This is a genomic window from Ensifer sp. VA4 (assembly GCF_055710065.1).
On sequence record NZ_JBVQPO010000002.1, the window covers coordinates 412117 to 434446 of the forward strand.

Annotated in this window: 25 protein-coding genes; 9 read left to right on the forward strand and 16 right to left on the reverse strand. The window is 62.4% G+C overall.

All coding sequences use genetic code 11. From position 1 onward, the window contains the following. Positions 1 to 10: 10 nt before the first annotated feature. A complete protein-coding gene (locus AC0C6X_RS04975; RefSeq protein WP_247960358.1) occupies positions 11 to 970 on the forward strand; it encodes a 2-hydroxyacid dehydrogenase in 960 nt (319 codons plus the stop codon). A gap of 59 nt (positions 971 to 1029) precedes the next feature. Here the strand turns inward: AC0C6X_RS04975 and AC0C6X_RS04980 are convergent, their stop codons facing one another. The 3 genes from AC0C6X_RS04980 to AC0C6X_RS04990 all read right to left on the reverse strand — a co-directional run bounded on the left by AC0C6X_RS04980 (position 1030) and on the right by AC0C6X_RS04990 (position 3720). Then, positions 1030 to 1884, reverse strand: coding sequence for a C40 family peptidase (locus AC0C6X_RS04980; protein ID WP_247960359.1), 855 nt, complete (start codon positions 1882 to 1884; stop codon positions 1030 to 1032). Between the two features lie 6 nt (positions 1885 to 1890). Next, entirely contained in the window at positions 1891 to 2241 is a 351-nt protein-coding gene (locus AC0C6X_RS04985) for a MarR family transcriptional regulator (RefSeq protein WP_173515084.1), read from the reverse strand. An 87-nt stretch (positions 2242 to 2328) separates the two neighbouring features. After that, a complete protein-coding gene (locus AC0C6X_RS04990; protein ID WP_472952092.1) occupies positions 2329 to 3720 on the reverse strand; it encodes a leucyl aminopeptidase family protein in 1392 nt (463 codons plus the stop codon). A 131-nt stretch (positions 3721 to 3851) separates the two neighbouring features. Between AC0C6X_RS04990 and AC0C6X_RS04995 the strand changes: the two genes are divergently transcribed. Further along, positions 3852 to 4676: a tetratricopeptide repeat protein gene (locus AC0C6X_RS04995; RefSeq protein WP_472952093.1), complete on the forward strand. Its 825-nt coding sequence runs from the start codon at positions 3852 to 3854 to the stop codon at positions 4674 to 4676. 196 nt (positions 4677 to 4872) lie between these two features. On the opposite strand, the gene AC0C6X_RS05000 is transcribed toward AC0C6X_RS04995, so the two are convergent. The 10 genes from AC0C6X_RS05000 to AC0C6X_RS05045 form a co-directional block, all read right to left on the reverse strand. Then, complete coding sequence (locus AC0C6X_RS05000) at positions 4873 to 5856, reverse strand: type II secretion system F family protein (RefSeq protein ID WP_247960362.1); 984 nt, start codon at positions 5854 to 5856, stop codon at positions 4873 to 4875. Between the two features lie 9 nt (positions 5857 to 5865). After that, a complete protein-coding gene (locus AC0C6X_RS05005) occupies positions 5866 to 6876 on the reverse strand; it encodes a type II secretion system F family protein (RefSeq protein ID WP_472952095.1) in 1011 nt (336 codons plus the stop codon). 8 nt (positions 6877 to 6884) lie between these two features. Further along, complete coding sequence (locus tag AC0C6X_RS05010) at positions 6885 to 8354, reverse strand: CpaF family protein (protein WP_472952096.1); 1470 nt, start codon at positions 8352 to 8354, stop codon at positions 6885 to 6887. Positions 8355 to 8375: 21 nt separating this feature from the next. Further along, positions 8376 to 9665: a CpaE/TadZ family protein gene (locus AC0C6X_RS05015; RefSeq protein WP_173515078.1), complete on the reverse strand. Its 1290-nt coding sequence runs from the start codon at positions 9663 to 9665 to the stop codon at positions 8376 to 8378. Between the two features lie 18 nt (positions 9666 to 9683). Then, complete coding sequence (locus AC0C6X_RS05020; protein WP_173515077.1) at positions 9684 to 10379, reverse strand: CpaD family pilus assembly protein; 696 nt, start codon at positions 10377 to 10379, stop codon at positions 9684 to 9686. Positions 10380 to 10434: 55 nt separating this feature from the next. Beyond that, positions 10435 to 11898 (reverse strand): type II and III secretion system protein family protein, encoded by a 1464-nt coding sequence (locus AC0C6X_RS05025; RefSeq protein ID WP_210266389.1) that lies wholly within the window; start codon positions 11896 to 11898, stop codon positions 10435 to 10437. 94 nt (positions 11899 to 11992) lie between these two features. Further along, on the reverse strand, positions 11993 to 12802 hold the full coding sequence (gene cpaB / locus AC0C6X_RS05030; RefSeq protein ID WP_173515075.1) for a Flp pilus assembly protein CpaB: 810 nt from the start codon (positions 12800 to 12802) through the stop codon (positions 11993 to 11995). Positions 12803 to 12920: 118 nt separating this feature from the next. Next, on the reverse strand, positions 12921 to 13433 hold the full coding sequence (locus AC0C6X_RS05035; protein ID WP_173515074.1) for an A24 family peptidase: 513 nt from the start codon (positions 13431 to 13433) through the stop codon (positions 12921 to 12923). A 112-nt stretch (positions 13434 to 13545) separates the two neighbouring features. Further along, positions 13546 to 13731: a Flp family type IVb pilin gene (locus AC0C6X_RS05040; RefSeq protein ID WP_173515073.1), complete on the reverse strand. Its 186-nt coding sequence runs from the start codon at positions 13729 to 13731 to the stop codon at positions 13546 to 13548. Positions 13732 to 13763: 32 nt separating this feature from the next. After that, on the reverse strand, positions 13764 to 13949 hold the full coding sequence (locus AC0C6X_RS05045) for a Flp family type IVb pilin (RefSeq protein ID WP_173515072.1): 186 nt from the start codon (positions 13947 to 13949) through the stop codon (positions 13764 to 13766). Between the two features lie 257 nt (positions 13950 to 14206). On the opposite strand from AC0C6X_RS05045, the gene AC0C6X_RS05050 reads away from it, so the two are divergent. From AC0C6X_RS05050 to AC0C6X_RS05080, 7 genes are all read left to right on the forward strand, one after another. Beyond that, positions 14207 to 14620, forward strand: coding sequence for a pilus assembly protein N-terminal domain-containing protein (locus tag AC0C6X_RS05050; RefSeq protein WP_173515071.1), 414 nt, complete (start codon positions 14207 to 14209; stop codon positions 14618 to 14620). Between the two features lie 115 nt (positions 14621 to 14735). Beyond that, positions 14736 to 15359 (forward strand): TadE/TadG family type IV pilus assembly protein, encoded by a 624-nt coding sequence (locus tag AC0C6X_RS05055; RefSeq protein WP_472952097.1) that lies wholly within the window; start codon positions 14736 to 14738, stop codon positions 15357 to 15359. Positions 15360 to 15367: 8 nt separating this feature from the next. Then, positions 15368 to 15958: a TadE/TadG family type IV pilus assembly protein gene (locus tag AC0C6X_RS05060; RefSeq protein ID WP_247960369.1), complete on the forward strand. Its 591-nt coding sequence runs from the start codon at positions 15368 to 15370 to the stop codon at positions 15956 to 15958. 141 nt (positions 15959 to 16099) lie between these two features. Next, the gene (locus AC0C6X_RS05065; protein WP_173515068.1) at positions 16100 to 17320 is read left to right on the forward strand and encodes a phosphopentomutase; all 1221 of its coding nucleotides are present in this window, start codon (positions 16100 to 16102) and stop codon (positions 17318 to 17320) included. Beyond that, positions 17317 to 18285, forward strand: coding sequence for an adenosine deaminase (locus AC0C6X_RS05070; RefSeq protein ID WP_247960370.1), 969 nt, complete (start codon positions 17317 to 17319; stop codon positions 18283 to 18285). Before AC0C6X_RS05065 ends, AC0C6X_RS05070 begins: the two co-directional genes overlap by 4 nt. Positions 18286 to 18498: 213 nt before the next feature. Beyond that, a complete protein-coding gene (gene upp, locus AC0C6X_RS05075) occupies positions 18499 to 19128 on the forward strand; it encodes a uracil phosphoribosyltransferase (protein WP_173518021.1) in 630 nt (209 codons plus the stop codon). Positions 19129 to 19304: 176 nt separating this feature from the next. Next, positions 19305 to 19826, forward strand: a complete 522-nt coding sequence (locus AC0C6X_RS05080) for a retropepsin-like aspartic protease family protein (protein WP_247960371.1) — start codon at positions 19305 to 19307, stop codon at positions 19824 to 19826. Here AC0C6X_RS05080 and deoA read toward each other — a convergent pair. The 3 genes from deoA to AC0C6X_RS05095 are packed head-to-tail and all read right to left on the reverse strand — an operon-like array spanning position 19819 to position 22327. Beyond that, the gene (gene deoA / locus AC0C6X_RS05085; RefSeq protein WP_472952100.1) at positions 19819 to 21135 is read right to left on the reverse strand and encodes a thymidine phosphorylase; all 1317 of its coding nucleotides are present in this window, start codon (positions 21133 to 21135) and stop codon (positions 19819 to 19821) included. The two genes, AC0C6X_RS05080 and deoA, sit on opposite strands and share 8 nt — an antisense overlap. Beyond that, entirely contained in the window at positions 21132 to 21938 is an 807-nt protein-coding gene (locus AC0C6X_RS05090; RefSeq protein WP_247960373.1) for a purine-nucleoside phosphorylase, read from the reverse strand. The genes deoA and AC0C6X_RS05090 overlap by 4 nt, the downstream gene beginning before the upstream one ends. Next, entirely contained in the window at positions 21935 to 22327 is a 393-nt protein-coding gene (locus AC0C6X_RS05095; RefSeq protein ID WP_246304341.1) for a cytidine deaminase, read from the reverse strand. The genes AC0C6X_RS05090 and AC0C6X_RS05095 overlap by 4 nt, the downstream gene beginning before the upstream one ends. Positions 22328 to 22330: the final 3 nt, after the last annotated feature.

Genomic DNA, 22330 nt, shown 5'->3' on the forward strand with positions numbered 1-22330 from the left:
AGTGCCCGCAATGACTGCAAAGAGCCCCGTCATCGTCGATCTGAAGTTCATTCCGGAAGAGGTCGAGGAGGCCCTTCGCGGCGCCTTTCCCGATCGCGAGGTGATCAATCGCGCCGACATTGTGCACCACAGTCGCGACCTCTCGGGTATCGACTATGCAGTGGTGTGGAAATCGGCACCGGATCTCTTCGAACGGGCGCCAGACCTCAAGGTGGTCTTCTCCGGCGGCGCCGGCGTCGATCACGTGCTGACGCTTCCCGGCCTTCCCGAGGTGCCGCTCGTACGCTTTGTGGATCAAACACTGACAACGCGCATGAGCGAATGGGTCGTCATGCAGTGCCTCATGCATCTGCGCCAGCACCGCGCCTACGAGGCGCTGGCGGCGAAGCGCGAGTGGCGCGATCTGACCCAGCCGGAAGCCGCCGACATCACGGTCGGCATCATGGGCATGGGCGTCCTCGGCCAGGACGCCGCCCGTAAGCTCTCGCTCATGGGCTTCAAGGTGGTGGGGTGGTCGCGAACCAAGAGGTCTGTCGCGGGCATCGAGACCTACGGCGGCAGCGAACTCGACACCTTCCTGGCGCGCACGGATTTCCTCGTCGGCCTGCTGCCGCTAACCCCGGATACGCGGGGTATCTTCAATCTGCGCCTGTTTGCCAAACTCAGCCGCAACGGCCCGTTCGGTGCACCTGTCTTCATCAATGCCGGCCGCGGCGGCAGCCAGGTCGAAGCCGATATCCTGAAGGCACTCGACAGTGGCGTGCTCGGCGGCGCCTCGCTCGATGTCTTCGAAGAGGAACCGCTTGTCCGCGACAGCCGCTTCTGGACCATGCCGAACGTCTATGTGACGCCGCATGTGGCGGCATCCTCCGACGTCAAGGCGCTGTTCCGTCATGTCGAGCAGCAGATCGCCCGCTTCGAGAGCGGGCAGCCGCTCGAACATGTGGTCGATAAAGTAGCCGGCTATTGATTGAGAGCAGGCGAGGAGGAAGCAAGCAGTAGTCTCCTTGTTCCTCCCATAACGCGCGATCAGGGACGGCGATAGCCCGTCGGCTGGTCATAGAGCCAACCAATACGTTCGATCGAGGCTTCCAACCCCTCGCGCGCAACGGTCATCGTGTGGCCGTTGGCATGGATCAGGGTTTGGTCGTCCTCCATCAGCGCGACGTGCCCTTTCCAGAAGACGAGGTCGCCGCGCTTGAGCTCATCGCGCGCAATCGGCGCTCCCAGGCCCGTCGCCTGCATGTCCGAATCGCGCGGCGCGAGCCTGCCGACCATCATCATCGACAGTTGCACAAGGCCGGAGCAATCGATGCCGAAGCCTGAGCGACCGCCCCAGAGATACGGCGTTTCGATGAAACGGACAGCAACGGAGACATAGTCTCCCGGCACGACACTGCCGACCTCGATGCAGTGATTGGCGATGACCGCCTGGCCGCCATCGAGCAGGAAGTAGCGCGTTCCCCGGGTTTCGCGCTCATCGACAACCGTCAAGCGACTGCCCATCGACAGCGGATAAACCGTCGGAAGGCGCAGATCATGGCCGGTATAGACGAAGGTGCGCGGCACTGAGACGATATGTGTCGGGCTCTTGACCACCGGCGCGAGGCAATATTCCGGCAGGTAGCCGACATAGCCGTCGAGATCGGCCTTCACCCAGCACCAGCTCGCGTTGGTGTCGAGCACTCGAACCGATTCGCCAAGCAGCAGCTCTGTGTCGGTGCCGCAGGTGAGTTCGGGCTTCGCCCGCAGGGGCGCAACGGGAACCGAGACGCGGGCAACGCTTCCCTCGACATAGCGTTCGGCTTGCACGACACCGCGAAGACGGCTCTCTGCGAGGTCGGGTCGATAGGCATTCAAGCGGCGATCGGGGAGTGTCGACATATCTACTCACTTGGGCTGTTTGCGGCCCTGATCAATGATCAGGTCACCGAATTTTTCAAGATAGATGGCACCCTCGACTGTCCTTTTGATGACGACGTTGCGGCGATCACGATCATCGCGGACGCGATCGACAAGACCAAGCGCCCCCATGGTATCGAGCGCGCGGGTGATAACCGGCTTGGTGACGCCCAGCGTCGCCGCCAGACCGCGCACGGTGTGCGGCGGCGGCACGAGGTAGATGTGCAGGAGGATCGCCAGCTGCCGCAAGGTCAGGTCGCGGCTGTCGACCCGGACCTGGGCGAGCGACACCGCATGCCAAAGCCCGAGGGCCTGGGAAGGCGTAAGCTCAATCGGCAATGGCGGCTCCTGCGCATGGGACTGACCCGCCACGATAGCGGCGGATCGTTACGCAAGCGTTTCTTTTTGCAGGCCGAATAGGCCCGACTATTTCGCCATCTTCTGGATGTGATGATAGAGCGCCCGGATGGCCTGTGCCTCGCCGCCGACCGGCGAATGCGGCCGCTCGGTCTGCGCCCATCCAAAGATGTCGAAATGCACCCAGCTCTTGGTGTTGGTGACGAAGCGCCGGAGGAAGAGCGCCGCGGTGATCGAACCGGCCATGCCGCCCGCCGGCGCATTGGTGAGATCTGCGATCCGCGCCGAGACATCCTTGTCGTAGCCGTTGTAGAGCGGCATGCGCCATATCGGATCGTCCACCTCGAGGCTCGCTTCGGAGAGATCGTGGGCGAGATCGGCATCGTCGGTGAAGAAAGGCGGCAGGTCCGGGCCGAGCGCGACGCGGGCGGCGCCGGTGAGCGTTGCCATGTCGACGAGCAGGTCGGTCTTTGCCTCGTCGGCATAGGCGAGCGCATCGGCCAAGATCAGCCGGCCCTCGGCATCGGTGTTGTCGATCTGCACCGTCAGTCCCTTGCGGCTGCGGTAGATGTCACCGGGGCGGAAGGCATTGGCGGAGATCGAGTTTTCGACCACGGGCACGATGACGCGCAGATCGACCTTGAGCTTGGCGTCCATGATCATCAGCGCCAGGCCGAGCACATTGGCGGCACCGCCCATGTCCTTCTTCATCAGGAGCATGGAGGCGGACGGCTTGATGTCGAGGCCGCCGGTATCAAAGCAGACGCCCTTGCCGACCAGCGTTATCTTCCTGTGACCCTTCTTGCCCCAGCGCAACTCGAGAAGGCGGGGCGCCTCGGCGCTGGCGCGACCAACGGTATGGACCAGCGGGAAGTTCTGCGTCAGCAGCGCTTCGCCTGATATGACCGAGACATCAGCCTTGTAGTGGGTCGCCAGCGCGCGGAATGCCGCCTCGAGCGCTTCCGGTCCCATGTCGTTGGTCGGCGTGTTGATGAGGTCGCGCGCCAGGAATACGCCGGCAAGCTGCCGCTTGATGTCGGTCGCGTCGGCGTCAGCGGGGATGAGCAGCGTCGGCGGCTCCACCTTGGCGGATTTGTAGCGTTCAAAGCGGTAGGAGCCGAGGCCGTAGCCGAGCGCCAGGCGGTTGGCGGTAAGCGGGGCCGTTTCGATGTGCCACTTGCCCGCCGGCAGCGCCCGCGCGAGCTTGCCGGCCAGGAACGGCGCCTCCGACGGGTTGCTGCCGAGACCGAAAAGCGCGCCGCCGAGATGGCCGTCGGACGACGGGATCAACAGCACCGCGCCGGATTCGGCGGTAAAGCCAGCCTTGCGCGCCCAGTCCAAAGCGATCGGATCGATCGTCCCCGTCTCGATGTGCGCCGGCGTGACCGCGAAGATCGGCAGGGTCTTGCCGGCGCTGGTGTTGAACGGCGACGGCCGCTCGATGAACTGATAGGGAGCCATGAAAGTCCTCGGCTGACAGAGATGGAATCGCGCCATTAACGCTCTGTTAGGGTTAACAGATTATTGCTGGAGTGAAAGTTGCGCCGGTGTTGTCTGAAGTTCAGGTGCGCGAATGCATGCTGGGGACACTCATGGCCAAACGTACGACTTCACGCTTGAAAGCCGCTCATCTCTTCCAGGGCGCGGCGATTGTGCTGGTGGCGCTCACGCTGGCGGGCTGCGCCAGTCAGCCGAAGAAGGAACTGACGACGGGCTCGATATCGCGCACGTCGAAGCCGGTGCAGTCGATGACCGCGACGGAGCTTTCGGCGGCGGCCGAAAGCATCGGCCAGGCCTATGAAAAGAACCCGAGGGATCGCGAAGCTGGGCTCAACTACGCCAACCTTCTGCGCATGACCGGCCGCAACGAGCAGGCCCTCGCCGTCATGCAGCAGGTCGCGATCAACAATCCATCGGACCGGGAAGTGCTCGGCGCCTATGGCAAGGCGCAGGCCGCGGCCGGCCAGCTCGACCAGGCGCTGGCGACGATCAGCCGGGCCCAGACCCCAGACCGTCCGGACTGGAAGCTGAAATCGGCCGAGGGCGCGATCCTCGACCAGCTCGGACGCCCGCAGGAGGCGCGCGCGCGCTATCGCGAAGCGCTCGACCTCAAGCCGAATGAACCGTCCGTGCTCTCCAACCTTGGCATGTCCTACCTTCTGACCAAGGATCTTCGCACCGCGGAAACCTATCTCAAGTCGGCAGCAGGCCAGCCCGGCGCCGACAGCAGTGTGCGGCAGAACCTGGCGCTGGCAGTCGGGCTTCAGGGCCGTTTTCAAGAGGCCGAGACCATCGCCCGGCAAGAGCTTTCCAGCGAACAGGCGGAAGCGAACGTCGCCTATCTGCGCTCGATGCTCTCCCAGCAGGGAGCGTGGAAGCAACTGGCCAAGGCTGACGAGGCGAAGGCCGCCAACTAACGACGAGCGCAAATCCCCACGGTCGCGCGCGCAGGCGCTGCCCGGACAGGTGTATCAAGCTATGCGGATTACTGCGCCCGGTTGCCGCCTACGGCGGCGATCTGGTGCAATGCCGGGACAGGTTCGAGTGCCACCGGCTACCCTCCAAAACATGTCGCGCAAGCACAAGGTCGAATCTGAAGGCCGGCGACGCGCGTCAGAACTTGTCGGCGACCTGGATACCGGCGGGTCCGAGGATGACGGCAACCAGGACCGGCAAGAAGAAGAGGATCATCGGCACCGTCAGTTTCGGCGGTAGCGCCGCCGCTTTCTTTTCAGCCGCCGTCATGCGCTGATCGCGGCTTTCCTGCGCAAGAACACGCAGCGCCTGGGCGATCGGCGTGCCGTAGCGGTCCGCCTGGATGAGTGCCTGGACCACCGACTTGACCTCTTCGAGGCCGGTGCGAAGGCCGAGGTTTTCGAGCGCCGCGCGACGGTCAGGCAGGAAGGAAAGTTCTGCGGTCGTGAGCACCAGTTCCTCTGCCAAAGGCTGCGACTGGGCCGCGATTTCGTCTGCGACACGACGCATCGCCAGTTCCATCGACACGCCCGATTCGACGCAGATCAGGAGAAGGTCCAGCGCGTCCGGCCAGGCGCGACGGATCGAATGCTGGCGCTTGGAGACGGCGTTGGCGACGACAATGTTCGGCGCGTAGAAGCCCAGATAGGCGAAACCGATCGCGAAGAAGAGACGCACCATCAGCGGCTTCTCGACGAAATTTCCGAGCACGAAAATGTAGACGAGGGCGATGAGCAGAAACAGGAAAGGCAGGCAGAAGCGCGCGAAGAGAAAAGTATTGAGGGCATTCTGCGAGCGGAAGCCGGCCATTTTCAAACGGTTGACCGTGTTGTCGTCCACGAGCGCAGTGCGCAGATTGAGCCTTTCGACGATCTGGCGAATGGAGGCGTTGTTCTGGCCACGCAGGCTCGCCCTGCCGCTCTGTGCTTCGGCGAGCCGCGCCCGTTCGCGTGCGCGGATTTGCTCCCGCTCGCTCGCAACCGACTTCATCCGCTTTCCGAGATCGCCCCGTTCGAAGAACGGCACGATCAGCGAGTAAAATGTCGCGAGCACGGCAAGCGAAACCAGAACGGCGATGACGACGTTCGGATCGGTCAGCGTCTTGATCAGGTCCATGCTCATCGATGCGCCTCAGATATCGAAATTGATCATATTGCGCATCACCATGATGCCGATGCTCATCCAGACGAGGCCAGCGCCGATGATGAGGTGACCGCGCGGGTCGGTGAACAGCACCATCATGTATGCGGGCGAGGTCACGTAGACCAAGAACGAGACGATGAACGGCAGGGCACCGATGATGCAGGCCGACGCCTTGGCCTCCATCGACATTGCGCTGACCTTCGCCCTCATCTTCCTGCGATCGCGCAGAACCCTCGACAGGTTGCCGAGGGCTTCGGAAAGGTTGCCGCCCGCCTGCGCCTGAATGGCGATGACGATGGCGAAGAAGTTCACCTCGGGCAGAGGAATGCTGTTGATCATGCGGGCACAGGCTTCGGTGACGCTCAATCCGACCTGCTGCGATTCGACCACACGGCGGAACTCTGTCTTGACCGGCTCCTGCCCATCGGCGGCGATGAGGCGGAGCGCGTCATTGAGCGGAAGGCCGGATTTGATCGAGCGGACCATGATCTCGAGCGCGTTCGGAAACTCCTCCAGGAACTTCTTGCAGCGTCGCTTGATGAGGAAGCCGACAAACCAGCGAGGCAGGCCAAGGCCTGCGATCAGGGCGATTCCCAGGCCGATTGCGGGTCCGGCTCCCATGATCACGGCGACGAGAAAGGCGAAGACGCCGAAAAGCGCGCTGAACAGATAGAAGCGTCCCAAGGACATCGAGAGGTCCGCCTGGGTCAGCCGCACCTTCATCGAAGGCGATGATTTGGCCGAGCGTTCCTGCTGCTTCTTCTCGAGTTCCTTCAGCGAATCCTGCACGGATTTGCGCCGCTTCGACAATTCGCTGACACGGTCTCGTGCCGCCTTAACCTTCGCGCGGTCCGTTTCCGCCGCGCTGACCTTGCGCACGCGGCTTTCCGCCTTCTTTTCGCTTTCGATACGCGAGAACAGCAAGCCGTAGGCAAGCGCCGCCGCCGATATGGCGACGAGAGCGGCCAGTGCCAGAACGGTGATGTCTATGCCAAACATCGCAGCTCCTAGTTCTTGTCCATCGCGTCAAGGGTGGCGGCCAGGCGCTTGTCCTCGTTGAAGTAGCGGGCGCGCTCCCAGAAATGCGGCCGGCCGATACCGGTTGAGGTATGGCGGCCAATAATGCGTCCGTTGGCATCCTCGCCTTCGATCTCGTAGCGCATCAGGTCCTGTGTGATGATCACGTCGCCTTCCATGCCCACGACTTCGGTTATGTGGGTAATTCGGCGGGAGCCGTCGCGCAAACGCGACGCCTGGATGATCACGTCCACCGATCCGGCAATGATCTCGCGCACGGTCTTGGCTGGCAGGCTGTAACCGCCCAGGGCGATCATCGATTCCATGCGGCTCAAGCATTCACGTGGCGTGTTGGCATGGATCGTTCCCATCGAGCCGTCATGGCCGGTGTTCATCGCCTGAAGCAGATCGAAGACCTCGGGGCCACGCACTTCGCCGACGATGATGCGTTCCGGCCGCATGCGCAGGCAGTTCTTGATGAGATCGCGCATGGTGATCTCGCCTTCGCCTTCGATGTTCGGCGGGCGTGTTTCCAGGCGCACGACATGCGGCTGTTGCAGTTGCAGTTCCGCCGTATCCTCGCAGGTGATCACCCGCTCGTCGGCATCGATGTAGCGCGTGAGGCAGTTGAGAAGTGTCGTCTTGCCCGAGCCCGTACCGCCAGAGATGACAATGTTGCAGCGGACGCGACCGATGATCTGCAGCAGGGTGGCGCCTTCCGGCGTTACCGATCCGAAGCGGACGAGCTGCTCCAGCGTCAGCTTGTCCTTCTTGAACTTTCGGATCGTCAGGGCCGTGCCGTCGATCGCAAGCGGCGGGGCGATGACGTTGACGCGCGATCCGTCCGGCAGGCGGGCGTCGCAGATGGGGCTCGATTCGTCGACGCGGCGACCGACCTGGCCGACGATACGCTGGCAGATCGACAGGAGCTGGGCGTTGTCGCGGAAGCGGATTTCCGATTCCTGTACCTTGCCGCCGACTTCGATGAAGGTCTGCCCCGCGCCGTTGACCATGATGTCGGCTATGTCGTCGCGGGCAAGCAGCGGTTCGAGCGGGCCATATCCCAGCACGTCGTTACAGATATCGTCGAGCAGCTCTTCCTGCTCGGAGATCGACATCGCGAAATTCTTGATCGTGATGATGTCGTTGACGATGTCGCGAATTTCCTCGCGCGCGCTTTCGGTATCCAGCTTGGCGAGCTGCGACAGATCGATCGTGTCGATCAGCGCCGAAAATACCTGCGACTTCGTATCGTAATAATCTTCCGTTCGCGCGGTGCGACGACGGGCCGGCGACGCGGCGGCAGGCTGGATCTTCGGGATCGCGGAAGTCGGCTCGCCGAGAACCGGGACGGCGGGCCGTTCGGTCGCCGCCGGTTGCGCAACAGCCACGGGCGGAGGAACGGCGGGACCCGGGGTACCGCTTTTGCCGAAGCCTTCGTTTCCGCGTTTGCCAAACATTTGCGTGATCCTACGTCCTGTCTATTTCCTACCGAGCGCGGCAAGCACCTTGCCAAGTCCGCCGCGCCGGGCCTTTTTCATCGTTACCCGGCCGGTCAAGAGATGTGCGAGCTGTGAGAACGTTTCGGCTGCCGGCGCCTTCTTGTCGATTTCCGCGATCATCCGCCCGCTGTTCGAAGCGTTGCCGAAGAGCGCCGCGTCAAAGGGGATAATGGCGACCGCTTCGGTTTCCAGCGAATCGCAGAACTCGCTCGCCGTAATCTCCGGACGCTTCGGCATCCCGACCTGGTTCAGAACCAGGTGGGGCGGCTTGTCATTTGGACGCAACTTCTTCATTGCATCGAGCAGGTTCTTGGTATTGCGAAGGCTGGCGAGATCGGGGGTCGCGGTGATCACCACTTCGTCGGCTTCCGCGAGCACGGCGCGGGTCCAGTCCGTCCACAGATGCGGAACATCTAGAACGGAAACGGGCGCGCTGCGCTGCAGGATCTCGAGGATCGGGTGGAACGCACCGGTCTCGAAATCATAGGCGCGGTCCAGCATGGAGGGGGCAGCCAGCAGCGACAGGTGGTCGGAGCATTTGGTCAGCAGCCGGTCAAGGAACACCTCGTCCAGGCGCTCCGGCGCAAACACCGCTTCGGCAATGCCCTGCGGCGGATCCTGGTCGAAATCGATGTTGGCCGTGCCATAGGGAAGGTCGAGATCGGCGAGAATGGTCTCGGTCGAGAAGAGGCTGGAGATGCCCCAGGCGCAATTGTGCGCGATCACCGACGAACCGCAGCCGCCCTTTGCACCGATGAAGGCGATGCTTCGGCCGAGCGGCTCGGCATCCGGGTCGACGAAGATCGCTGAAACGGCGGTGAGAATATCCGGCATGGACACCGGTGCGACCATGTATTCGGAAATGCCGTTGCGGATGAGTTCGCGATAGAGCCCGATATCGTTGTGCTTGCCGACGAGGATCACCTTGGTGCTCGGGTCGCAGACCTCCGCAAGCGGCGCGAGTTCCGCCAGAAGCGACCGCGGTTCGGTCGATGTCTCGAGGATGATGAGATTGGGAGTGGATACGGTCGCGAACATGTTTGCGGCCGCGTCGATGCTGCCGCTGTTGATGCGCAGGCTGACCTTCGTCATGCGCCGGTCCTGCCCGCAACGCTCCATCAGCCGCTGCATTGCATTGGTTTCGCAGAAGGCGTGGATCGAAATCCGCGGCAGCGGACGGACCTGTTCCAGATCGCCCGTACGCACCTGGTCGAAGAAGGGATCGTCCCCCTCGCCACCGGTCTCGATCTTATAGTCGATCGTGCTCATTTCCTCATCCCGCCGCTATCAGTTGAAGATGACGACCGGGCCGTCGCTCTTTTCGGTTCCACGCCAGTCCTTGATGACCTGACCGCGCTGTTCCGCATCGATCGGCGATGTCTGGCGCGGACCGAGCAAGTCTGTCGGGTTGGCGATCTGGGCGGCCAGGTTCGATTGCGAGGCGCAACCGAAATTGTAATAGTTCTTGTTTTCCATCGTGTTGAGGTTCAGGTCCTCCGGCCAGGTGCCGCAAGGCGCCGTCTGGGCGGTAATCGCAACGTAGCTCAAGCGGATCGGTGCCGCGTCGCCATAGGGTCCGGCGTCATAGCTCGTCTCGAGGAGGCGTTTGGCCGGGACCCCGGCGGCAACCAGAACGCTGCGGATCTCCCTGCGCATCGCCTGCGCAGCATGGCTGTTGGCCGCGCCGCGCGGCATCATGATCTGCACGACGCCGCTTGCCGAATTGTGATAGTCGGAAGCGAAACCGGCTATGACATCGCGCGTTCCCTGGGTCAGGCGGCGGTCGCCCGACGCGATCGGGATATCGATGGCGCGTTCGCCTTCGGCAAGCACGATCGGATGCCGCGTGCGATAGTCGTCCGGAATCGAGCCGGTGGCGAGATTGTCCTTCGTCCCGCAGCTCGCAAGGAAGATGCCGGCGATGGCCAGCATGGCCACGCGGCCCGTGCATCGCATGACGGCGCTGGATGTGCTCAGGGGCATGGCATTCGGCCTTTCAGGTGTCTTGTGGGAACCGGTTCGAAGCGTCATGACCGACCTATTTGTAGATGAAGCCGACATTGCCGTGATAGCGCCCCGCCGGAGCCGCGGCCTCCGGCCGCCCGTAGATGCGGTTCACACGGCCAAGGAAGTAGCTGTCGAGATCGTTGGCCGGATTGAAGTTGTCGTCAGGCCGGGAGATCGCGCTTCTTGCGACCGGGCGGACCAGATAGGGTGTCGCGATGATGACGAGCTCGGTCTCGTTGCGCACGAAATCCTTGCTGCGGAAGAGCGTTCCGAGGATCGGGATCTTCGCTGCCCCCGGCAGGCCCGACATCGCCTGGCGAATATTGTCCTGAACCAGGCCGGCAATCACGATCGAGCCGCCGGAAGGCAGTTCGACGCTGGTCGATGCCTCGCGCCTGCGGATGCCGAGAAAGGTATTGCCGGGAATGCTTGTCTTGCCGTTGCCGGTGACAGCAGATCCCTCATAGGTCGGCTCCGAGACGTTCGTCTCGATCTGAAGGCTGATGCGTCCAGGCCCAAGAACGACGGGCTTGAAGTTCAAGCGGATGCCATATTCAACATCGTTGACTTCGCGCGTGACCTTGTCTTCCCCGGTTTTCTCGTCCGTCGTGACTTCTTGGGTTCCGGGCAGGCGGAATTCACCGCCAACATAGAACTTTGCTTCCTGTCCGGAAATCGCCGTCAGACTCGGCTCGGCCAGCGTCCGCATCACGCCCGCCTGCTCCATCGCATTGATGTAGCTCGCGATCGTCGTTCCGCCGATGGTCCCTCTGATCAACGCATTCGCACCGACGCCAACCGCGTCGCCGAGGTTGGCCGGGTTGCGGAAACCGATGCCGCTCTCGCCATCGCCAATGCGGCCGTTGAAACCGAGCTGTTTCAAGACTTGACGGCTGACTTCGGCAACGGTGACCTTGAGGTTGACCTGGTCGTCGCCGTCGATCGTCAGGAGATTGACGATCTGCGAGACCTGCCGATCTTCGGCGAAGATATCGGCGTCACCATTGTTGCCCTGGGCGGTGATATTGCGCGTGGTCGCCTCACCGCCCTGGAGGAAGGCTTTGGCGAGATCGACGGCGCGGGTAGAATCGAGCGGCGTTCGCACCGTTCCGGTGAGCACGATGTTGTCCGAGATGATCTCGACATTGATATCGGCGTCCGGAATGAAGCGACGCAAATTCGACTGAAGGTTGGCGATATCGCGCTCGACTTCGATGTCGAGGCTGACGATCTCCTCGCCATTGGGGCCAAAGACGAAGATGTTGGTCTGGCCAACGGACTTGCCGAAGAGGTAGATACGCCGCGACGTACGGGTCACGGCATCGGCCAGCGAAGGATCTGCCACGAGAATATCGTGCGCGTCGGCGGGGAGGTCGACGACGACGGCCTTGTTCAGGCCGAGGCTGACCTTCTTCTTGACGCCAGGACCACTCTCAACGATCCGTACGACCGAGGAAGCGGCGGCGAGTGCCACCGACGGCGTCGGCAGGTACATGCCGGAAAACGCCAGGCAGAACGATAAACCGGCTGCGACAGACGCCCGAAATTTGTTTCCGCTCTGTTTCACCTTGTGCCCCGTTCTAACCTGGTTACTGCTGCGTCTGGCCGGCTGTGCCGTCGCTCTTGACGATGGACCCGGACTTGATGACCTGGATGCTCGGCTGGCCGTCACCGCTCAGCAGGTAATCTGCGGCGTCGGTGTCGGATTCCTGTGCGTCGGCGACGCTTCGGAGTGCCAATGAAATGCGCTCGGCCATTTGCTGCGCGACCGTCATTACCTTCGACTGGTCGGGCGTCAGCTCCAGGGTGGCCGTGGTACCGACGACGGCTTTCGTGCCGTCGTCCTTCTCCTCGACCTGCTGGTCGATTGCCAGGACACGCACATTGCTGAGCACGGTTTCGGTCAGATAGAGTTCGCCATCGCCCTTGCGGACCATGATGACGTCGACACGGTCATTCGGAAGGATGAAGCCGCCGGCACCGGTGGCGACGGTGATTTCCGTCGCGACGGCGCGTTTGCCAGCCGGCAACAGCGACGACATGATGCGGCTGGACGAATCTGCGACCTTTTCGTGGCGGACCGGCTCGCCGTTGAAGATCGGCAGGCGGACGACGGCCCCCGTGAGGTCGTCGATTGCCGATGGTTGATTTTCGTCGGTGATCAGGCCGTCAACCACACCGTCCTTCGGCCAGGCCATCCACTGGATGGAATCGCCGCCAAGGCGCGATCCGACGGGCAGGCTCTTGCTGGCAACCAGGACGTTGACGGTCGGCGCCCTCTCGATCAGGGGCTCGGCGGCCATCGGCGCAGGTGCGCGCGTCAGTTTCATCGCCAATAGACCAGCCATCGCGGCCGATAGCACGGCCACCGCCAGTATGATGATGCGAACCGGTTTCATGATCGTTTCCGAGCCCCAAAGAAATGCCAGGGTCAGATTGATCAGGAATTGGTGTAATTATGGTTAACGGATTACTTATGGGCGCGGTTAACGAAGGATGACGCCCTACACGCTCGTGTTAGGAAAGACGCGCAAAGGCCGCCTCCATAAGCGGCGAAGCCGGGTAGGCGGCAAAGCCACCGAGCGCGATCGCGACCCCGTAGGGAATTTTCTTGGCCGTCAGCAAGAGTTGCGGAACGGGAATGCCACTCGCAAGTATCGCATTTTCCTGCCGACGCAGCATGAGGATGGCAAGCGTCAGCAAGCCTCCGAAAATCGAGACATAGAGCAGAAAAGCGGTCAACGACGGCGTGATTCCAAACCAGATGGCGCTGGCGGTCAGGAGCTTGGCGTCACCGCCACCCATCACATTCGTGGCGAACAGGCAGAAGCACACGGCAAAGACAGCGAGGGCTGCGGCAAGATGCTGTCCGATCTCGCTGAAACCGAGCCCCGCGAATGGCGCGACGACGAAGAACGAGCCCAGTAGAATCGCCGAAACGCGATTGGGAATCGTCATGGTCAGCAGGTCCGAAAACGCTGCAAATCCCAGACAGAAGGGAAAGATCACGAAGATGGCGGCTTCAGTCATGTTCCTGTCTTCCGAACGTAGGCATGCAATCTTCAACCCGCCGCAAGGACCAGATAGCAATAGAGCCGCCTCTGCGGCGGCTCCATCGTCGATCCTTGCCGAAGCCGGATCGTCAGAGCTTACCGGCGGTGCTCGTCGAAATCTTCGATCCGAGGCCGTTGAACGTGGAGTCAAGCGCGTTGCCGAGCGTGCTCGCACCGGCAATCAACGCAACCGAGATGAGAGCTGCGATAAGGCCGTATTCGATGGCAGTCGCACCGGACTCGTCTCGTACCAAGCGGAAGACAATGGTCTTCATGGAACCCCCTTCGCCTTAAGCTATCAAGCCGACTAGAGCTTGCCGGCCGTGCTGCTCGAAAGCTTCGAGCCAAGGCTGTTGAACGTGGTATTGAGCGTACTGCCGAGCGAGGTTGCACCGGCGATCAGGGCAACGGAAATCAGGGCGGCGATCAGGCCGTATTCAATGGCAGTCGCGCCGGACTCGTCCTTCATCAGACGGGCAAAAATCTTCTTCATGATGATTCTCCTACTTCACATTTGTTGTTCAGCACTTCCGCCAACTGTTGCCGTTGATCGGATGGCCTCAAACTAGTCCTGGCGCATTGCCATCGACTTAAGGAAGGCGGTTACCGAAAAGTTAACGAAGCGTCCCTGATTTTTGGGTAAACGAACAGAAAACGACGCAGCATCCGCAAAGCCCCGAAATGGCGGACTTAACGGTTCATTCACCAAGATGGGTGAGTGTAGGGTGAGCACCATCCCAAGGACCCGTCATGACCCTGCCTTTCGCGACCAGCCGAGCCGCCATCTTAGCATTCGCGATCGCCGCGCTCGCCCCAGCGGTTGCCGTCGCGACCGAAGGCGACATGATGCGCGTCTACATGGATCACGCGCGCGTGCTCAAGCTCGATCGCCCGGTCAGCAAGGTCATCATCGGTAATGCCGAAGTGGCGGACGCCACGGTTGCCGACGCCCGAACCATCGTCATCACCGGCCGCAATTTTGGCACCACCAATCTGGTCATCCTCGACCAGGACGGAAACGCCATTGTCGATGAGCGGATTCTGGTGTCGATCGACGAAGGAAACACCGTGCGTATCTACAAGCAGACGTCGCGCACCGTGCTCTCCTGTACGCCAAATTGCGAACGACACGCCGAACGTAAAACCACAGGTAGCACCAACTGAATTATATGGGTTTTGACCCGCGATTCGTTAAAATGCACATGATCTGCAGGAACGAAATATCAACCGTTGCTCCATAATCTGCCGCCCGTCTGGCGTAACGTGATGGAACGGCACAATGAGCATCGAGCAGGCAATCGAGCGCCCGAGTGGGCCTGATATCAGGCGAAAAGGCATTCTGCGCCGCTTCGTCCGCAACCGCAAAGGCACGACGAGTATCGAGTTCGCCATCCTCGCTTTGCCCTTCTTTCTCGTGATTTTCGCCTCACTCGAAACCTTTGCCGCCTTCTACGGCGACCAGCTGCTGGCGAACGCAACGGAGACGATGGCACGCAAGGTCCGCACGGGCCAGATCACCTTCGAGCAGGGCAAGGTCACGGACATGACGCAGGCGCAGTTCCGCCAGGCCTTCTGCGATGAAATTTCGGTCCTGATGAAATGCTCCGCCACCGAAGCAACCCAGCCCTCGCAGTTCTACCTCGACGTCCGGGCGGTTTCAGACCTCACCAATTTTCCTGTGCACATTCCGCGCAAGGCGGGCTCGACAGATATTGATACGGGTGACTTCAAATTTGCCCCCGGCGGCCCGGGTACCTTCAACGTGGTGCGTGCCTACTACCGATGGAGCGTGATCACAGACCTCGTCAGGCCGTTCGTCACCAACTTGCGGCCCGCCGGCGCGAGCATGCCGAGGGATTATCTCATGGTGGCAACGGCCACGTTCCGAAACGAGAGCGAGTGAGGCTTACCATGAAGCAGGTTGCGGAGCAAAAGATCCGGCGTCTCCAGGCGGTTTACGGCATGTTTCACGCGCTGCGGCGGGATAGGCGCGGCGTGGGAGCCGTTGAATTCGCGATTGTCGCACCCTTGCTGATCATGACCTATCTCGGCGCGTTCGAGCTTTCGGTCGGCTTTACGGTTGCAGGCAAGACCGCACGCGCCGCAAGCGCCGTCGCCGACGTCGTCGCACAACAGTCGGAAGTCAACAAAGCCTTCCTCACCAACGTGTCGAATGTCGCAAAGAGCATTCTCGAGCCCTATGGAAACGCGAACTACACGCTGAAGATCACCGGCATCGAGGTCTCGGGCACCAACGAAGGAACCGTCATTTGGTCGCGCGATCAGGCCGGCGGGGTTCCCTACACCGTGAATTCGACAGTCACCCTGCCCGGCCAATTCACGGCCAACAAGTCCTTTGTCATTCGGACGGAGCTCACCGTTCCGCATGAGTTGATGCTCTACGCTCCGAGCCTTCAGGCCACGTCCAAAACGATAGACCTCTCCAAGACGGCCTACTTCCACTCGCGCCTGGCTCAATCGATAAAATGCACTGACTGCTGATCGGGCACTGATCCGGCGCAATTGCATTGCGTCGTGTGCAGCGTTATCCCTTCGGGATTGCGCGGCATGCCTTTAGGTGTCGTCGCGCCCTTCCAGAAGCTATCGGAGCGCGATGCCAGCGCTTCCGCTGTCAGGTGCATCATGGCGCGTGCATTTCTTTTCGTTCTCGATTCCTTCGGCATAGGCGGCGCGCCGGATGCCGAGGCCTATGGTGACCTCGGCGCCAACACGCTCGGACATATCGCCGAGTTCTGCGCCGTCGGCGCTGCCGACCGGTCCGGTCTGCGCGAAGGCCCGCTCAGCCTGCCGAACATGTCCGCCCTTGGCCTCGTACATGCGGCAAAGCTTGCCAATGGCACCATTCCTCGGGGCATGCCGGTGCCCAACCGCGTCTACGGCGCCTTTGGTGCCGCGAGCGAGGTTTCACGCGGCAAGGACACGCCTTCCGGGCACTGGGAAATCGCCGGCACGCCGGTCATGTTCGACTGGGGTTACTTTTCGGCCGAAGGCGACGCCTTTCCGGCCGAACTCGTCGAAGCCATCTGTCGCGAAGGCAACGTTCCCGGCATCCTCGGCAATTGCCATGCTTCCGGCACCGACATCATCGCCCGCCACGGCGAGGAGCATATGCGCAGCGGCAAGCCGATCTGCTACACCTCTTCGGACTCGGTCTTCCAGATCGCTGCGCATGAGCAGAGCTTCGGGCTCGACCGCCTGCTCGAGCTTTGCCAGACCGTCCGGCGTCTACTCGACGACTACAATATCGGCCGGGTGATTGCGCGCCCCTTCGTCGGCACGAGCCCGCAGACCTTCACCCGCACCGGCAACCGGCGCGATTATTCTGTTCTGCCGCCGGAGCCCACGGTCCTCGACCGGTTGACGGAAGCCGGGCGCACGGTTCACGCGATCGGCAAGATCGGCGACATCTTCGCGCATCAGGGCGTGACCAAGCTGACAAAGGCCGACGGCAACATGGCGCTCTTCGACGCGAGCCTCGCGGCCATCGATGAGGCCGAGGACGGCAGCCTGGTGTTCACCAATTTCGTCGATTTCGACATGCTCTACGGCCATCGCCGCGATGTCGCCGGCTATGCAGCCGCGCTCGAGGCGTTCGATGCGCGCCTGCCGGATCTCGACCGCCGCCTGCAACCGACCGATATCGTCATCCTGACCGCCGATCACGGCTGCGACCCGACCTGGCGCGGCACCGACCACACGCGCGAGCGGGTGCCAGTGCTGATGTTCGGACCGTCGCTGCGCAGCCGCTCCCTCGGCGTTGCCAACACCTTCGCGCATATTGGCGAGAGCGTCGCCAAACATCTCGGCATCGCGCCGGGCCATCATGGGAGAAGCCTCATTTGACCGCACATCTGAAGAAGGCGGAACTGCATTGCCACATCGAAGGCGCAACACCGCCCGAGCTGGCGCTCGCCCAGGCCGAAAAATACGGCATCGACGCCCGCGCAATCATCCGCGACAAGGCCTATGTCTGGGAAGACTTCACCAGCTTCGTGAAGTGCTACGACGCCATCGCCTCGCTGTTCCGGACCGAGGAAGACTATGCGCTGCTCGCCGAAGCCTATCTGACCGAGCTTGCCGAAGCGGGCACGATCTATAGCGAGATCATCGTTTCGCCCGACCACGGCAACACGATCGGCCTCGGCGCCCATGCCTATCTCGAAGGCCTCGCCGCCGGCATGGAAGCCGCCCGGCAGAAGACCGGTATCGAATCGCGCATGCTGATAACAGGCATTCGCCACCTCGGCCCGGAGTCGGTCATCAAGACAGCCGAATTCGCGGCCAGGCGCGAAAATGCGCTCGTCACCGGCTTCAATCTGGCCGGCGAAGAACGCATGCACAAGGTTGGCGATTTCGCCCGCGCCTTCGATATCGTACGTGACGCGGGTCTCGGGCTGACGATCCATGCCGGCGAACTTTCCGGCGCCTTCAGCGTTCGCGACGCACTCGAGCACGTACGCCCATCACGCATCAGCCACGGTGTCCGGGCGATCGAGGACATGGAGCTCGTGCGGCGCCTCGCCGACGCCGGCGTGGTGCTCGAAGTCTGTCCCGGTTCCAACATCTCGCTGCAGGTCTTTCCGGACTTCGCGTCGCATCCGCTGCGGGCGCTTCACGAAGCCGGCGTGCGCGTGACGCTCAACTCGGACGATCCGCCATTCTTCCATACGTCGCTCGCGCAGGAATACGACATCGCCTCTGCGGTCATGGGCTTTTCCGACGAGGAGATCAACGGCATGACCCGCACGGCAATCGAGGCTGCCTTCGTCGACGAGCCGACACGTCAGCGGCTGCTCGCGCGGATCTAGAGGGCCGAGCGCTCGGACGAACACACCAAGGTCGCTCTAGAATCTTGATTTTCTGCATGTCTCCTTGGGTCGATTTGAGAAGGCATGCCGTACGGGCGCGCACCGACAGGAATTCGTCGACTGGGGATGACGTTCTCCGGCCGGCCAATACCCTTGCGGCGACGACGCTTTCCATGGAAAAAGGACGGATACAAAAATCCGGAAAGGTGAGCCATGAACGGCGTTACAGTGATCGATCATCCGCTTGTGCAACACAAGCTGACCATCATGCGCAAGAAGGAGACCTCGACCGCCGGTTTCCGCCGGCTGCTCCGGGAGATCTCGACGCTGCTCTGCTACGAGGTGACGCGTGACCTCGAGCTGACGATGGAGCGCATCGAAACGCCGCTGCAGGAAATGGACTCACCGGTCCTCGAGGGCAAGAAGCTCGTCTTCGCCTCGATCCTGCGCGCCGGGAACGGGCTCCTGGAAGGCATGCTCGAACTCGTGCCTTCGGCCCGCGTCTCCCACATCGGCGTCTACCGCGACCATGAGACACTGGAAGCAGTGGAGTATTTCTTCAAGGCGCCGGAAAGCCTGTCCGAACGCCTCGTCATCGTCGTAGACCCGATGCTTGCCACCGGCAATTCCTCGATCGCGGCGATCGACAAACTGAAGGAGCGCGGCGCCAAGAACATCCGCTTCCTGTGCCTGCTCGCGGCTCCCGAAGGCATCCGCAACTTCCAGGGCGCGCATCCCGATGTGCCGATCTTTACGGCGTCGATCGACAGCCATTTGAACGAACTCGGCTACATCATGCCGGGTCTCGGCGATGCGGGCGACCGCATGTACGGCACCAAGTGATTTCCTGATCCTTAACCAGGATTGCAGTTGCATGAGAAAGCCGCCGGTCTCCGGTGGCTTTTTTTATGTCGTCTTAGGCGTCATCCGGTCTACTGCCCCGTGGCGCGCACGGGCGCGCCACGGGTTGCCGCAGCACCTTGAGTGTGCTGCATCCGCTGCCATGGGGAGTGATGTCCATGCTCGTTCGCCTGCTCGCCTTGGCCGGTGTGGCCGCACTTGCAGCAATGGTGGTACCGCATCTCGCGACGACCGCCCTGACACAAGGCGGTGACAGGACGGCTGCCGAAGAACCGGCCCCGCCGGCGACCACAGCAAAATACGCGGCGGGGCGGAGCGTGGTGCTCGATGCCGATGGCGCCGGCCATTTCTTCGGCACGTTCCGTATCAATGGCCGGAGCGAGCGCGGGCTGGTCGACACCGGCGCCAGCGCGATCGCCATCAACGTTTCGACCGCACGCCGCCTCGGCATTTCGCCAGGCACACTCTCTTTCACCGCTCGCATCAACACCGCCAATGGTGTCGTCGAAGCGGCCCCGGCGGTGCTGAACCGGATCGAAATCGGCGGCATATCCGTACGCGACGTCCAGGCGCTTGTCCTGCCGGACAAGGCACTCTCCGGCACGCTTATCGGCATGACGTTCCTGAGCCGGCTGTCATCCTTCCGCGTCGAGGACGGCGCCTTACATCTCGTCAGGTGATCTTCGCCAGGATCGGCGAACGTTTCACCGGCTCGATATCGTCGATCGTGTAGAGCTCGTGCAGACGACGGCGGGCGACCTCTGCCGCATCCTGGCCTGCCCCATGCACGAATGCGATCAGCTCGCCCTTCTCGATCCGCGTTCCGAGCGGCTTCAGCGCGTCGAAGCCGACCCGATGGTCGATCCTGTCATCCGGATGCGATCGCCCACCGCCAAGCGCGATGACGGCCACGCCGAGCTCGCGCGTCTCGCAGGCCGTAAGGTAACCGGACCGCTTCGCTTCGACCGGCAAGATGACCGGCGCCCGCCCCAGATAGTCCACCGAGCGCTCGACAAAATCCACCGGCCCGCCAAGGGCGTGCACCATTTTCCCGAAGCGTTCGAGCGCCGCTCCGCTGCCAAGCGCTTTGCGCGCCAGTGCCTCGCCCTGTTCCGGATTGTCGGCGAGGCCCCCTGCCACCAGCATTTCGGCGGCAAAAGCCAGGACGACCGTTTCAAGCCGCGTCCCGGTCTTCTCGCCGCGCAGGAAGGCCAGGCAATTGTCGATCTCGAGCGCATTTCCGGCGGCATCGGCCAGCGGCTCGTTCATGTCGGTCAAGAGCGCAGACGTGCGAACGCCGGCGCCGTTGGCAACGTCCACCAGCGAGCGCGCCAGAACTTCGGCCTCTTGCGCATCGCTCATGAAGGAGCCGTTGCCGAGTTTGACGTCGAGCACCAGCGACTGGAGACCGGCGGCGAGCTTCTTGGAAAGGATCGAGGCCGTGATCAGCGGCACGGAGTCGACGGTTGCCGTGACGTCGCGGATCGCATAGAGGCGCTTGTCGGCCGGGGCGAGGTTCGCCGTTTGGCCAATGATCGCACAGCCGATCTCGTCGACCGTCTTACGGAACACTGCCGCCGACGGCTGGATGTTGTAGCCGGGTATCGATTCGAGCTTGTCGAGCGTGCCGCCGGTGTGCCCCAGGCCGCGTCCCGAAATCATAGGCACGGCAAGACCGCAGGCAGCGACGATGGGCGCGAGCATCAGCGAAACATTGTCGCCGACACCCCCGGTCGAATGCTTGTCTGCGATTGGGCGACCAATCGCACTCCAGTCGAGCGTCTCGCCGGAGTCGCGCATCGCGAGCGTCAAGGCCACGGTCTCCTCGCGGCCCATGCCGGAGAACCAGACAGCCATGGCGAAAGCAGCCACCTGCCCTTCGGAGATCGAGCCATCCGAGAGGCCGCGGACAAAGTCGGCAATCTCGGCCGGAGCGAGGCGTTCACCGTTACGCTTGCGCCTGATGGTTTCCTGCGGAAGCATCGTCACCCGCGCACCGTATCGGCGGCAATCATGTCAGCGAGGATCGCGGCAAGCCGCTTGCCGCCGACCGGCGCCATGTCCTTGGTCTCGTGGTGGCTGATCTCGCCCCCGGTCATGCCGGCGCCGAAATTGGTGATCACCGAGGCGGCGATGACCCTCAAGCCGAAGAAGCGGGCGAGAATGACTTCCGGAACGGTGGACATGCCGACGGCATCGGCACCAAGGATGCGCGCCATGCGAATTTCGGCCGGCGTCTCGAAGCTCGGACCGGAGAACCACATGTAAACGCCGCCGCTGAGCGGAATGCCCAGGCGCTCGGCGCTCTTCTGCATTCTCGCGGCAAGCTCGGCATCATAGGCATTGGTCATGCCGACGAAGCGATCGTCGCTCTCGACGCCGATCAGCGGATTGAAGCCCGAATAGTTGATGTGATCGGAAATCCGCATCACCGAGCCCGGCGGTAGGTCTTCGCGCAGCGAGCCGGCGGAATTGGTGAGAACCAGGCATTCGATGCCGAGTTCCTTCAGCGTCTCCAGCGGCAGGCGCATCGCGTTGGCATCGCCCTGCTCGTAATAGTGAACCCGGCCGGAAAGCATGATGACGGGAACGCCCGAGAGCGTTCCGGCGACGAGTTCGCCGGCATGGCCGGAGACGCCGCTGACCGGAAAGCCGGGGATCTCGGCATAGGAGAGCCGTAACGTTTCCTCCACGGAATCGACCAGCGAGCCGAGCCCGGAGCCGAGCACGATGCCATAGCGCGGCGAAAAGCCCGCGAGCCGGGCCTTCAGCAATTCAGCGGCCGCAGTCATCCGAGGATCTCGGTCTCGAAGCTGTGCGGCAGCAGATCCGACAGCGCCAGGGTCTTTTTCACGCCGGTCTCGTCGCACAGGAAAATGCGCGTGCTGGCGCCGGAGAATTCCGCGAGCCGCTGGCGGCAGCCGCCGCAGGGCGGGCAGAGCGCCAGCTTCTCGGCAACGACGGCCACTTCCAGGATCTTGCGCTGGCCCGCCATGACCATATGGCTGATAGCGGTGGTCTCAGCGCACCATCCCTCGGGAAACGACAGGTTCTCGATGTTGGCGCCGGTATAGATCTTGCCGTCCTCGGCGCGGATCGCCGCGCCGACAGGGAACTTCGAGTAGGGCGCATGCGCCTTGGCCATCGCCTCGCGGGCCGCCTCGAACAGTTCGTTTTCCATGGT

Bases quoted from the DNA above. Each gene is read 5' to 3' on its own strand.
- AC0C6X_RS05025 (WP_210266389.1), bottom strand. From the start codon at position 11,898: ATGTACCTGCCGACGCCGTCGGTGGCACTCGCCGCCGCTTCCTCGGTC.
- AC0C6X_RS05055 (WP_472952097.1), top strand. From the start codon at position 14,736: ATGAGCATCGAGCAGGCAATCGAGCGCCCGAGTGGGCCTGATATCAGG.
- upp (WP_173518021.1), top strand. From the start codon at position 18,499: ATGAACGGCGTTACAGTGATCGATCATCCGCTTGTGCAACACAAGCTG.
- AC0C6X_RS04990 (WP_472952092.1), bottom strand. From the start codon at position 3,720: ATGGCTCCCTATCAGTTCATCGAGCGGCCGTCGCCGTTCAACACCAGC.
- AC0C6X_RS05040 (WP_173515073.1), bottom strand. From the start codon at position 13,731: ATGAAGACCATTGTCTTCCGCTTGGTACGAGACGAGTCCGGTGCGACT.
- AC0C6X_RS05035 (WP_173515074.1), bottom strand. From the start codon at position 13,433: ATGACTGAAGCCGCCATCTTCGTGATCTTTCCCTTCTGTCTGGGATTT.
- AC0C6X_RS05095 (WP_246304341.1), bottom strand. From the start codon at position 22,327: ATGGAAAACGAACTGTTCGAGGCGGCCCGCGAGGCGATGGCCAAGGCG.
- AC0C6X_RS05080 (WP_247960371.1), top strand. From the start codon at position 19,305: ATGCTCGTTCGCCTGCTCGCCTTGGCCGGTGTGGCCGCACTTGCAGCA.
- AC0C6X_RS05015 (WP_173515078.1), bottom strand. From the start codon at position 9,665: ATGAGCACGATCGACTATAAGATCGAGACCGGTGGCGAGGGGGACGAT.
- AC0C6X_RS04980 (WP_247960359.1), bottom strand. From the start codon at position 1,884: ATGTCGACACTCCCCGATCGCCGCTTGAATGCCTATCGACCCGACCTC.
- AC0C6X_RS05000 (WP_247960362.1), bottom strand. From the start codon at position 5,856: ATGAGCATGGACCTGATCAAGACGCTGACCGATCCGAACGTCGTCATC.
- AC0C6X_RS04995 (WP_472952093.1), top strand. From the start codon at position 3,852: ATGGCCAAACGTACGACTTCACGCTTGAAAGCCGCTCATCTCTTCCAG.
- AC0C6X_RS05090 (WP_247960373.1), bottom strand. From the start codon at position 21,938: ATGACTGCGGCCGCTGAATTGCTGAAGGCCCGGCTCGCGGGCTTTTCG.
- AC0C6X_RS05045 (WP_173515072.1), bottom strand. From the start codon at position 13,949: ATGAAGAAGATTTTTGCCCGTCTGATGAAGGACGAGTCCGGCGCGACT.
- AC0C6X_RS05065 (WP_173515068.1), top strand. From the start codon at position 16,100: ATGGCGCGTGCATTTCTTTTCGTTCTCGATTCCTTCGGCATAGGCGGC.
- AC0C6X_RS05050 (WP_173515071.1), top strand. From the start codon at position 14,207: ATGACCCTGCCTTTCGCGACCAGCCGAGCCGCCATCTTAGCATTCGCG.
- AC0C6X_RS05005 (WP_472952095.1), bottom strand. From the start codon at position 6,876: ATGTTTGGCATAGACATCACCGTTCTGGCACTGGCCGCTCTCGTCGCC.
- AC0C6X_RS05020 (WP_173515077.1), bottom strand. From the start codon at position 10,379: ATGCCCCTGAGCACATCCAGCGCCGTCATGCGATGCACGGGCCGCGTG.
- AC0C6X_RS05060 (WP_247960369.1), top strand. From the start codon at position 15,368: ATGAAGCAGGTTGCGGAGCAAAAGATCCGGCGTCTCCAGGCGGTTTAC.
- AC0C6X_RS04975 (WP_247960358.1), top strand. From the start codon at position 11: ATGACTGCAAAGAGCCCCGTCATCGTCGATCTGAAGTTCATTCCGGAA.
- cpaB (WP_173515075.1), bottom strand. From the start codon at position 12,802: ATGAAACCGGTTCGCATCATCATACTGGCGGTGGCCGTGCTATCGGCC.
- AC0C6X_RS05010 (WP_472952096.1), bottom strand. From the start codon at position 8,354: ATGTTTGGCAAACGCGGAAACGAAGGCTTCGGCAAAAGCGGTACCCCG.